This window comes from Streptomyces sp. NPDC002138, assembly GCF_040296485.1.
Lineage (GTDB): Bacteria > Actinomycetota > Actinomycetes > Streptomycetales > Streptomycetaceae > Streptomyces.
On the sequence record NZ_JBEOXE010000124.1, the window covers coordinates 1 to 10,231 of the forward strand.

Below are 10,231 nucleotides of genomic sequence, written 5' to 3' on the forward strand. Positions count from 1 at the left end.
GGGCAGTGTGCTGGCCGAGCGGGCGGGCTTCCCGGTGATGGGGGTGGTGCTCGGCGGGCTGCTGCTGGGGCGGGCGCCATGGCGTGTGCCTCGGGCCCGGCGACGTACCCCATGGCGGGGGCGGCCGGCGCGGGCTGCGCGACCGGGGGCGCCACCGGGGCGGGAGCCGTGTACACCGGCGGGGGCACCGCGGCGGGCAGCGATGCGGGAGCTCCGGCGCCGACGCCGCCGCCGGCAGCCGCGAAGGCGGCTCCGCCGCGCTCCAGCCGGTCCAGGCGGGCCTGGAAGGACCGCTCGTCGTCGAAGGCGGCGGGCAGCAGCACCCGGGCGCAGATCAGCTCCAGCTGGAGCCGCGGCGAGGTCGCCCCCCGCATCTCGGTCAGCCCGGTGTTGACCAGGTCGGCGGCCCGGCTCAGCTCGGCGGCCCCGAACACGGAGGCCTGGGCCTGCATCCGCTCGACCACATCGGCGGGAGCGTCGATCAGCCCCTTCTCCCCGGCGTCCGGCACGGCGGCCAGGATCACCAGGTCGCGCAGCCGCTCCAGCAGGTCGGCGACGAACCGCCGCGGATCGTTGCCCCCCTCGACCACGCGGTCCACGACCTCGAAGGCCGCGGCCCCGTCCCCGGCCGCGAAGGCGTCCACGACGGAGTCGAGCAGCGACCCGTCCGTGTAACCGAGCAGCGAGGTGGCCATGGCATACGTCACACCGTCGGAGGCGGCGCCCGCGAGCAGCTGGTCCATGACGGACATCGAGTCACGCACCGATCCGGCGCCGGCCCGCACGACGAGCGGCAGCACGCCGTCCTCGACGGTCGCGCCCTCGCGGCCGCAGACCTCGGCGAGGTAGTCGCGCAGCGTGCCGGGCGGGACCAGCCGGAAGGGGTAGTGGTGCGTGCGCGACCGGATCGTCCCGATGACCTTCTCGGGCTCGGTGGTCGCGAAGATGAACTTGAGGTGCTCCGGCGGCTCCTCGACCACCTTCAGCAGGGCGTTGAAGCCCGCCGAGGTGACCATGTGCGCCTCATCGATGATGTAGATCTTGTACCGGCTCGACGCGGGCCCGAAGAATGCCTTTTCCCGCAGGTCACGGGCGTCGTCCACGCCACCGTGCGAGGCGGCGTCGATCTCGATGACGTCGATGGAACCCGGCCCGTTGCGCGCGAGGTCCCGGCAGGACTGGCACTCCCCGCAGGGAGTGGGCGTGGGGCCCTGCTCACAGTTCAGACAGCGCGCCAGGATGCGGGCGCTGGTGGTCTTGCCGCACCCCCGGGGCCCGCTGAACAGGTACGCGTGATTGACCCGGTTGTTGCGCAGGGCCTGCATCAGCGGGGCAGTGACATGCTCCTGCCCGATGACCTCGGCGAACGATTCGGGGCGATAGCGGCGGTACAGCGCAAGGGACGACACACTCACGAGGTTATCCGGGCCCGCCGACAACGCGACGCAGACGACCCTGCCCCGGAACGCAAAGCGCCCCCCACGCACCCACCAGAGCCCACTTACCCTTGCTGCCTTCCGGCCCTGGGGGAGTTGGGTGAGATAGCGCCACGTGAGGGGCTGGCCCCAGCGTAGCGGATGAACGGCCCGGGTATCGAGCCACCCCCCACCCGGATCCTCCGCGGACGATCACGTTCGCGAGCACCCCCCAACGTCTTGTATTGTTCGTCGCGGAGGATTCGCCTAGTGGCCTAGGGCGCACGCTTGGAAAGCGTGTTGGGGGCAACCCCTCACGAGTTCGAATCTCGTATCCTCCGCCATTGCTCTCACCGGGCAATACGTTGAAGGGCCCCGCAGCTTGCTGCGGGGCCCTTCGGCGTTCCCGGGCCCGGCGGGCCGTGGGCCGGCCCTGTGGCAGGCCCTGTGCGGGCCTGTGCCGGTCGGGGGCGGGTTACCAGAGGTTGACGCCGTCGCCGGCCGGAGGGGCCGTCTCCTCCGGGGCGAGCGCGGGCTGGCAGGTGAAGCCGAGCCGGGTCAGCGCCCTGACGACCTCGTTGGCGGTGAAGTCACGCGGGTCCTGGCGGGTGATGACCTGGCCGACCTGCTTGACCGGGTACACCCGGCGGCCGATGGTCACCGACGCGACGGAGGCGACGGTGATCGGCTGGGGTGCGACGCCCTTCATGGATGCCTCCACTTCGCTCTTGCTCAGGTCGAAGGGGAAGCGGGCGATCACAAGGCGCATGGTGGTACCTCCTCGGGGCGGAAGCGACCCTGTCCGGCGTTCCGGTCAGGGGTTCTGCGGGTGACGCGGGTGGTGCTGGTGGTGCAGGTGGTTCACGCGGCCCGGCCGCCCGGTGCGGCGGCCCCGGCCGGCGGGCGGCGGACCGCGTCGGCGTCGGCGCCGGTCCCCGTCCTCGGGATGTGCGCGCTGAGCGGCGGCTGTGGAGGCGGTGGCGGCTGCGGGGAGTACTCCACCGGGTCGCGCAGGTAGCGGCGTACCACCTGGTCCACCTCATGGTCCAGGACGGCGGAGAACAGCATCCGCTGCCCGCCGGGGCCCACCGCGTCCAGCAGGGCGGTGACCCGCGGCAGCAGGCCCAGGTCCGCCATCCGGTCGGCGCCGTCGAGCACGACCACCCGCACGGCGTCCAGTTCGCAGTCGCCGCGCCGCACGAGGTCGCCCAGTCGTCCGGGCGTGGCGATGACGATCTCGACCCCGTCCCGCAGGGTGGCGGCCTGGCGGCGGGAGGAGGCTCCGCCCACGGCGGTGGCGAGCCGGAGCTCCAGCGACCGTGCGTAGGGGGCCAGTTCGGCGGCGAGCCGGTCGGCGAGGTCCCGCGTGGGAACGAGTACGAGGGCCAGCGGCCGCCGCGCTTCGGCCCGGTGCCCGGCGGTGCGCGCCAGCAACGACAGGCCGAAGGCAAGGGTCTCGCCGGAGTCGGTGCGGTCCCGGCCCAGAACGTCCCGGCCGGCCAGCGAGTCCGGCAGCGTGGCCGTCTGCACCGGGAAGGGAAGGGTGATGCGGTTCGCGATCAGCGCGGCCACCAGCGGCGCGGGGAGACCGAGCGCCGTGAAGGTGCTGTTCGTGTCCGTGGTGCGGTCCATGAAGAACCCTCCTGGTACGACACGTCGCGGAGAGCGGGGGAAACGAACCGGGGCCCGCACCCCAAGGTGCGGGCCCCGGCGAAGTCGCCTCGGCGATCAGGCGGTGACGATGTTCTCCGCCTGCGGGCCCTTGGGGCCCTGCGTCACGTCGAACGAAACCTTCTGACCCTCCTGGAGCTCGCGGAAGCCCTGGGAAGCGATGTTCGAGTAGTGGGCGAAGACGTCGGCGCCGCCGCCGTCCTGAGCGATGAAGCCGAAGCCCTTTTCAGCGTTGAACCACTTCACGGTGCCAGTAGCCATGTCAAATCTCCTTCAAACGGGGCAGTTCCGGGGGCCGCACTGTGCGAGCCCCGCGTCGCCGCGATGATTGCCCCGTACCGGAAAGCACCGGAAACAAAAAGCGCGTCCGCCGGCTAGAACACCAGGTCGGAAGCGCTTGTCGTTTTTTGGGAACCACAACTGCAACTGAATCGACAGTACCACGCCCTTGACCGGCGGCGCTGTGAGTCAGTTATTCGAATTCACCCCTGTCGCAGGCCCCTTGAACATAGTTTCTGTATCCGCGATAGCAGATATTTCGCCAGTCCGCCGCAGCTCCTCGTTCCTGCGCAGGGCCTCGTCCAACTGGCCCTCCAGCGTGACGATCCGGCACGCCGCGCCCACCGGCGCGCCCTGGTCCACCAGCTCCCTGGCCCGTGCTGCGATGCGGAGTTGGCAGGGGGAGTAACGGCGGTGGCCGCCCTCGGAACGCAGGGGAGTGATCACCTTCGCCTCGCCCAGGGCGCGCAGGAAGGCGGGAGTGGCACTGATCATCTCCGCGCCCGGCCCCTCGTGTACGCCGGGTGGTCGTCGTCATCGAAATGGCCGGTGGGCGGGGGCCGAGGATCGGATGTCACGGAGACCTTTCCCGGTCGGACCGGCCGGAAATCTCCGATCGGCCCAGGAAACTGGCGGGATTGCCAAATAAAGTCTACTGCGGCCGCGACAGCTATTCTCGCCCCGTCGAACAGCCGATCCCGATCGCCCGCTACAGTGCGGGCGTGCCGTCGTACTCGATCGGGCAGGCCGCGAACCTGCTGGGCGTCAGCCCGGAAACCGTCCGCCGCTGGACGGACAGCGGACGCCTGTCCGCTTCCCGGCCGCTCGACGGCGGGGGAGCCGCCGGCGGGGCGCGGGTCATCGACGGGGTCGTCCTCGCCGCGTTCGCCAAGGACCGGGCGGCCGGACTGCACCCGGTGCCCGACGGCGGGGTGGCCACCTCGGTGCGCAACTCCTTCGCCGGGATCGTCACCGGCCTGCGCGTGGACGAGGTGGCGGCGCAGGTGGAGATCCAGTCGGGCCCGCACCGCGTGGTGTCCGTGATCACCCGGGAGTCGGTCGACGAACTGGGCATCGAGGTCGGGGTGACCGTCACGGCCCGGGTGAAGTCCACGAACGTCCACATCGACCTCGCGCCGTAGGTCCCGGCGGGGCCCCGGCGCCCCCAGCGGGCTCACCCGCAGCGCAGCGCCGCGTACAGGTCCAGCTTGTGGTCCAGCCGGGACAGATCCCGCCCGGTCAGCGCCTCCACCCGTTCGATGCGGTAGTGCACGGTGTTGACGTGCAGGTGCAGGGCCTCGGCCGTGCGCGCCCAGGAGCAGTTGTGGGCCAGGAAGACCTCCAGGGTCTCCCGCAGCATCCCGTCCCCGAGCGCCCCCAGCGTGCGCACCCCGAACACCGACCTGACCTCGGCCGGTACGCCCGCCAGCAGCGCGGCCAGGGTGTCCAGCTGCTCGATCACCCGGACCGGAGCCCCGGCCCCCGCCGCGGTCAGCGCGAACCGGGCCTGGTTCAGCGAGGCCCGCAGGTCCTCCGGGCCCGCCGCCGGCGCGCCCACCCCCACGCGCAGCTCCGCCTCGGGGCGGCAGGCCTGGAGCAGCGGCCACAGCCCCCGCAGCTCCGCGCCCACGTCCACCCCGGGGTCCCGCTCCTCGTGGAGCACCGCGACCGCCTCCCCGACCGCCGCCGTCACCCCCAGGTGCCCGAGCGCCTCGGCCAGCGCGTCCCCGGAGGTCGCGACGAGCACCCGGTACGGCCCGCCCGAAGGCAGCCCGGCCGCGGCCAGCGCGTCCTCCAGCGCCCCGGGGTCGGCGCCCGCCCCGCCCTCCATCAGGGCGACCAGCTCGCCGGCCGCCGCCCGCTCGGCCGCGGTCCGCCGGGCCTGCCCGTCCCGGTACTGGGCCAGCACCTCGGCGATCTCGTGCAGCACCCGCGGCGGAGCCGCGTCCGCGTCCGGCAGGTGCAGCCGCCAGGCGTCGTACGGCGTGCTGTCGGCCTCGATGGTGAGCGAGACCCCGCCGAGCGCGCCCGCCCCGCGCTGGGCCGGGATGGCGGGCGCGGACGGCGTACGGGCGATCGTGCGCCCGCTCGCGGTCAGCAGGTAGCAGGGCACGCGCCCCAGGTGCGCACACGCCCGGTCCAGCAGCTCGGCCGGGCCCGCTCCGCGCTCCAGCAGCCCGCTCAGCTCGCTGCGCACGTTCTCCGGCAGCGCGAAGAGCCGGGTCGGGCGGCGGCTCAGATCCCCCCACTGGCGCAGGTACACCGCCTCCGTCACGGCCCGGAAGCTGGTCCGCGCGGGCACCGCCACGATCGGCACCCGGCGCGCCCGGCAGGCCGCGACCAGCTCGTCCGGGACCCGGCCGTGCGTCTCCTCACCGGCGAGCAGGGCGGTGGCCCCGGCGTCCGCGAGCGCGGCGACGAACCGGTCGGCCTTGCCGAGGTCCCCCTCCGCCCACCAGACCAGCCCGCTGAGCACCAGCTCCCCCGGGCGCAGGAAACGGCCCGGGTCCTCCAGGTCGGTGGCGGTGACCCCGCTGACCTCCTGGCCGAGAAGGGCATCCTCGCCCCAGAGCAGGGTGAGGCCGAGGTTTTCGGACTGGAGCAGGTCGAGGACGTGCATGGCAGGGACTCCTTGCGGCGGGTGGCAGCCCACATTCGCCAGGCGAATACATGAAGATCCATCGTAAATGCAAGGGCAAGCACCTCATAGGCCTCTTGATTGATTCACCAGTGCGGCCCCGCCGGGGCCCCCGCGAAGATGCAAGCCGCCTCCGAGTGAGACCCGCACACTTACCAGCTGCATGGTGAGATGCGCCTCGCAGATGAGTTTTCGCCACGGCCGCGCCCGGGCATGACCTCCGCATGGCCGAACTCATGCTGCACGGAGACCTGGACCACCCGGCGACCCTCAGCGTCGCGGACCTGCGGGAGTGGCGGGCTACGTCAGCGCGGTCACCCACGTGTGGTTCGGCGCGCTGACGGCGCCGAACCTGGGCGGCTGAGCGGGCGGCCCGGGTCGGCGGGCCGGGTCGGCGGAGCCGGTCCCCGCCGAGCAGTTACCGGCCGGTAGTTCCGGCGGTAGCGTGACGTCCGAGAGACGTGAGCCAGCCGCGAAGGATCGGAAGTGCCATGCCCCGCACGTTCAGCGTGTCCGACAGCATTCACATCGGTGTCAGCCCGGCCACCGCCTACCGGCAGGTCTCGGACCCCGCCCTCATGGGGAGCTGGAGCCCGGAGAACCTGGGCGCGACCCTGCGCGGCGACCGCCGGGACGCCGCGTACGTCGGCCTCGCCTTCGACGGCCACAACAAGCGCGGCCCGTTCCGCTGGACCACGCGCTGCACGGTCACGGCAGCCGACGCGGAGCGGCTCTTCCGCTTCCGGGTCCACGCCATCGGGCTCACCCGCCCCCGGCTGCCGGGACCCATCGCCACCTGGGAGTACCGGTTCGAGGACGCCGAGGGGGGCACGCGGGTGACGGAGACCTGGACCGACGACCGGCGGTCCTGGCCCGACCCCGTGGCGAACGCCTTCGACCGGGTGGCGACGCGCGGGCACACCTTCGCCGACTTCCAGCGGCGCAACATCCGTACGACCCTGCGCAATCTCAAGGCGGCGCTCGAGGCGGCCGGGGACGCGGGGTAGCCGAGGCGGCAGCCGGTGCCGCGCCGCCTCGGCTCAGCTCAGCCGGCTCAGCTCAGCTCAGCTGGGGCATCTCTCCCACCCGCGTCGTGACGTCGATCAGGGCGAAGGCCGCGCCCTGGGGGTCCGCGACCGCGGCGAAGCGGCCGAAGGGGCTGTCCATCGGCCCGAAGTGGAGCGTTCCGCCGAGTTCCGTGGCCTTGGCGACGGCCGCGTCACAGTCCGGGACCGTGAGGTAGACCTGTACGTACGACGGGATCTCCAGCGGGAATTCGGGGCCCATCTTCATGCGGCCCAGCACCGGGTGGTCCGGGCCGCCCACGCTGAAGACCTTGAAGTCCATGCCGGCGGCCTCCGGGCTGTCGCCGAGGTCGACCTGGTGCGAGGTGTAGGGGAACACCTTCGGCAGGAAGGCGTCCGCCGCGGCCGGGTCCCGGCTGAAGACCTCCGCCCAGCAGTACGCGCCCGGCTCCCCGACCTTCTCGAAGCCCTTGTGGTCCCCCGGCTGCCAGATGCCGAAGACCGCGCCGCTCGGCTCCTTGGCCAGCGCCATCGTGCCGAAGCTGCCGACCTGCATCGGTTCCATCAGCACCTCGCCGCCCGCCTCCCTGATCTTCCCGGCGGTCGCGGCCGCGTCGGGCGAGGCGAAGTACAGGCACCACTGCGAGGTCCCCTCCTGACCCGGCATCGGCGGCACGACGGCCGCCACGGCCTTCCCGTCGGCGTAGGCCTGCGTGTAGTTGCCGTACTCGCTGGACGACTCACCGAAGGTCCAGCCCAGCACCTCGCCGTAGAAGCGCTTGGCGCCCTCCACGTCGCTGAACATCGCGTCCATCCAGCACGGGGCGCCTTCCGGGAAATCAGCCATGATCATCTACTCCTGAGTCGGTACGCCCGAGTCGGTCCGACAGCCGTGCGGGCACTCTCCCCACGCTAGGCGCGCCGTGTCGCGCCCGCGCGCGGAGCACCCCCGCGCGGGACGCTGGGGGCATGGACATCACGATGCGGCTCGCCCAGCAGCCGGAAGCGGACGCGCTGCTCGCGCGCAGCCCCCTCGCCGCGCTCGTCGGCATGCTGCTGGACCAGCAGGTTCCGATGGAGTGGGCGTTCTCCGGGCCGTACACGATCGCCCGGCGGCTGGGGGCGGACGATCTGGACGCGCACGCCATCGCCGCCCACGACCCGGACGCCTTCGCGGCGCTGCTGTCGGAGAAACCGGCCGTGCACCGCTATCCGGCGGCGATGGCGAAGCGGGTGCAGCAGCTGTGCGCGTACCTGGTGGAGCACTACGACGGGGACGCGGCCGCGGTGTGGACCGGCGTCGGGACCGGGGCCGAGCTGCTCGCGCGCCTGGAGGCGCTGCCGGGCTTCGGCGAGCAGAAGGCCCGGATCTTCCTCGCGCTGCTGGGCAAGCGGCTCGGCGTACGGCCGAAGGGGTGGCGGGAGGCGGCCGGCGGGTACGGCGCGGCCGGGGTGTACCGGTCCGCCGCCGACATCACCGGGCCGGAGTCGCTCGCGAAGGTGCGGGCGCACAAGCAGGAGATGAAGGCGGCCGCCAAGGCGAAGAAGACCGACTGAATTGACCGGGAAATCATGGGCGTGATTGGCCCATGAACCCGGTCAACAGCCGCCCTAGAGTAGGGGACATGAACACCGAGACCGCACAGCGCGCCCCGCACCTCACCCGCTCCGCCACCGCCGAGGCCATCTCCGACGCCCCCGGCAGCCTGATCACCCTGCTCGCCGACTCCGACACCACCGGCGGCGCGCTGACCTGCAACACCGCGGTGTTCGAGGAGGGCGCGGCCGGGGCGCCGGTGCACTTCCACACCAAGGCGACCGAGTTCTTCTTCGTGACCTCGGGGCAGCTCGACGTGCTCGTCGACGACGAGGTCCAGACCCTCGGCAAGGGCGACTTCCTCGCCGTGCCGCCCGGCGTCAAGCACGCCTTCGCGCCCGCCGCCGGGCACACCGCCGAGGTGCTCGTCGGTTTCACGCCGGGCATGGGCCGCTTCGACTACTACCGGCTGCTCGGCCGGGTCAACGCGGGCGAGGCCACCGTCCAGGACATCAAGGACTCCTCGCCCGTGTACGACAACCACTACGCCGAGAGCGCCGCCTGGAGCGGCCGCCGGCGCAGCGCCGAGCCGTAGATCTCGTCGGCGTCGAGGCGGCGCAGCTCTTCCGCGATCAGCTCGGCGTTGCTGCGGATCTTCAGCGCGACGGTACGGTCCGGACTCCCCGGCAGCACCAGCGTGGCCAGCGCCCCCTTGGGCCGGTCCACGCGGATCTCGCCGCCGGTGGTCTCCAGCCGGACCCGGGTGATGACCGGGCCCTCCGTCGTCACGCGGGCGAAGGGCACCCCCAGCCGGTCCTCCAGCCAGCGGGCCAGCAGCTCGGCACTCGGATTGTCGGCCTCGCTCTCGACGGCCCCACCCGTCACCGGCAGCGGCTTCTGATCCAGGGCCGCGGCCAGCAGGGCCCGCCAGGGGGTCAGCCGGGTCCACGCGAGATCGGTGTCCCCGGGGGCGTACACGGCGGCGCGCTCGTCCAGGATCGCGACCGGATCCAGCGCCGACTGGGCGTCGGTGATCCGGCGCTTGGCCAGCGCGCCCAGCGGGTCCCGGGCCGGATCCGCGGGAGCGTCGGCGGGCCACCAGGCCACCACGGGCGCGTCCGGCACCAGCAGCGGCAGCACCACGGGGCCCGGGTGTCCAGTCAGTTCGCCGTGCAGCCGCAGCAGTACGACCTCCCCGCTGCCCGCGTCGGAGCCGACCCGCAGCTCCGCGTCGAGCCGGGTCTGGCGCAGCTTGTGCGGGCCGCGCGAGGTGCGCTTGATGACCGCGATGATCCGGCAGGGGTGCTCGCGCGAGGCCTCGGAGGCCGCGCGGACGGCGTCGTAGGCGTTCTCCTCGTCGGTGACCACGACCAGGGTCAGGACGAGTCCCATGGTCGGGCTGCCGACGGCGCGCCGGGCCTCCAGGAGGGCCCGGTTGACCTGGCTGGACGTGGTGTCGGTGAGTTCGGTCCGCATCCCAGGAGTCTCTCAGCGTCCGGTACGGCGGCGTCACCCGGATGGCTGGATTCCCCCTGGAGGCCGCGCCCCGGGCCACCAGAACCCCGGGGCGACCTAGGGGGTGTCTGACGGATGTCCGCGGCGTCGCGGCGCCCGGCACGCGCTCTCGCCGCACCGACCGAAAACCCGAGTACGTCCAGTACACGGG

At 72.7% G+C, this 10,231-nt stretch carries 11 protein-coding genes, 1 tRNA gene, 1 other RNA gene and 1 pseudogene; 5 read left to right on the top strand and 9 right to left on the bottom strand.

The window, feature by feature from the left end; genetic code table 11:
- The coding region (locus ABT084_RS37125; RefSeq protein WP_351054051.1) for a DNA polymerase III subunit gamma and tau at positions 1-1,409 on the bottom strand (1,409 nt) is incomplete at its 3' end.
- 56 nt (positions 1,410-1,465) lie between these two features.
- Positions 1,466-1,564, bottom strand: an RNA gene (gene ffs / locus ABT084_RS37130) — signal recognition particle sRNA small type.
- A 107-nt stretch (positions 1,565-1,671) separates the two neighbouring features.
- On the opposite strand from ffs, the gene ABT084_RS37135 reads away from it, so the two are divergent.
- A tRNA-Ser gene (locus tag ABT084_RS37135) sits at positions 1,672-1,759 on the top strand.
- Between the two features lie 131 nt (positions 1,760-1,890).
- Here ABT084_RS37135 and ABT084_RS37140 read toward each other — a convergent pair.
- The 4 genes and pseudogenes from ABT084_RS37140 to ABT084_RS37155 all read right to left on the bottom strand — a co-directional run bounded on the left by ABT084_RS37140 (position 1,891) and on the right by ABT084_RS37155 (position 3,943).
- A complete protein-coding gene (locus ABT084_RS37140; RefSeq protein WP_351054053.1) occupies positions 1,891-2,184 on the bottom strand; it encodes an SCO5918 family protein in 294 nt (97 codons plus the stop codon).
- Positions 2,185-2,276: 92 nt separating this feature from the next.
- Positions 2,277-3,047: a DEAD/DEAH box helicase gene (locus ABT084_RS37145; protein ID WP_502969291.1), complete on the bottom strand. Its 771-nt coding sequence runs from the start codon at positions 3,045-3,047 to the stop codon at positions 2,277-2,279.
- A gap of 96 nt (positions 3,048-3,143) precedes the next feature.
- Complete coding sequence (locus ABT084_RS37150) at positions 3,144-3,347, bottom strand: cold-shock protein (RefSeq protein ID WP_330331611.1); 204 nt, start codon at positions 3,345-3,347, stop codon at positions 3,144-3,146.
- A 207-nt stretch (positions 3,348-3,554) separates the two neighbouring features.
- Positions 3,555-3,943: pseudogene (locus ABT084_RS37155) on the bottom strand (MerR family transcriptional regulator).
- 144 nt (positions 3,944-4,087) lie between these two features.
- On the opposite strand from ABT084_RS37155, the gene ABT084_RS37160 reads away from it, so the two are divergent.
- The gene (locus ABT084_RS37160) at positions 4,088-4,507 is read left to right on the top strand and encodes a TOBE domain-containing protein (protein ID WP_351054056.1); all 420 of its coding nucleotides are present in this window, start codon (positions 4,088-4,090) and stop codon (positions 4,505-4,507) included.
- A 32-nt stretch (positions 4,508-4,539) separates the two neighbouring features.
- Here ABT084_RS37160 and ABT084_RS37165 read toward each other — a convergent pair whose 3' ends face one another.
- On the bottom strand, positions 4,540-5,985 hold the full coding sequence (locus ABT084_RS37165; RefSeq protein WP_351054058.1) for a helix-turn-helix domain-containing protein: 1,446 nt from the start codon (positions 5,983-5,985) through the stop codon (positions 4,540-4,542).
- 509 nt (positions 5,986-6,494) lie between these two features.
- On the opposite strand from ABT084_RS37165, the gene ABT084_RS37170 reads away from it, so the two are divergent.
- Positions 6,495-7,010, top strand: a complete 516-nt coding sequence (locus ABT084_RS37170; protein WP_351054061.1) for an SRPBCC family protein — start codon at positions 6,495-6,497, stop codon at positions 7,008-7,010.
- A gap of 52 nt (positions 7,011-7,062) precedes the next feature.
- On the opposite strand, the gene ABT084_RS37175 is transcribed toward ABT084_RS37170, so the two are convergent.
- Positions 7,063-7,875, bottom strand: coding sequence for a VOC family protein (locus ABT084_RS37175; RefSeq protein WP_351054063.1), 813 nt, complete (start codon positions 7,873-7,875; stop codon positions 7,063-7,065).
- Between the two features lie 122 nt (positions 7,876-7,997).
- On the opposite strand from ABT084_RS37175, the gene ABT084_RS37180 reads away from it, so the two are divergent.
- Complete coding sequence (locus tag ABT084_RS37180; RefSeq protein WP_351054066.1) at positions 7,998-8,585, top strand: HhH-GPD-type base excision DNA repair protein; 588 nt, start codon at positions 7,998-8,000, stop codon at positions 8,583-8,585.
- A 68-nt stretch (positions 8,586-8,653) separates the two neighbouring features.
- Positions 8,654-9,160, top strand: coding sequence for a cupin domain-containing protein (locus tag ABT084_RS37185; protein ID WP_351054069.1), 507 nt, complete (start codon positions 8,654-8,656; stop codon positions 9,158-9,160).
- On the opposite strand, the gene opcA is transcribed toward ABT084_RS37185, so the two are convergent.
- Positions 9,109-10,041: a glucose-6-phosphate dehydrogenase assembly protein OpcA gene (gene opcA, locus ABT084_RS37190; RefSeq protein WP_351054071.1), complete on the bottom strand. Its 933-nt coding sequence runs from the start codon at positions 10,039-10,041 to the stop codon at positions 9,109-9,111. The genes ABT084_RS37185 and opcA overlap by 52 nt on opposite strands.
- Positions 10,042-10,231: the final 190 nt, after the last annotated feature.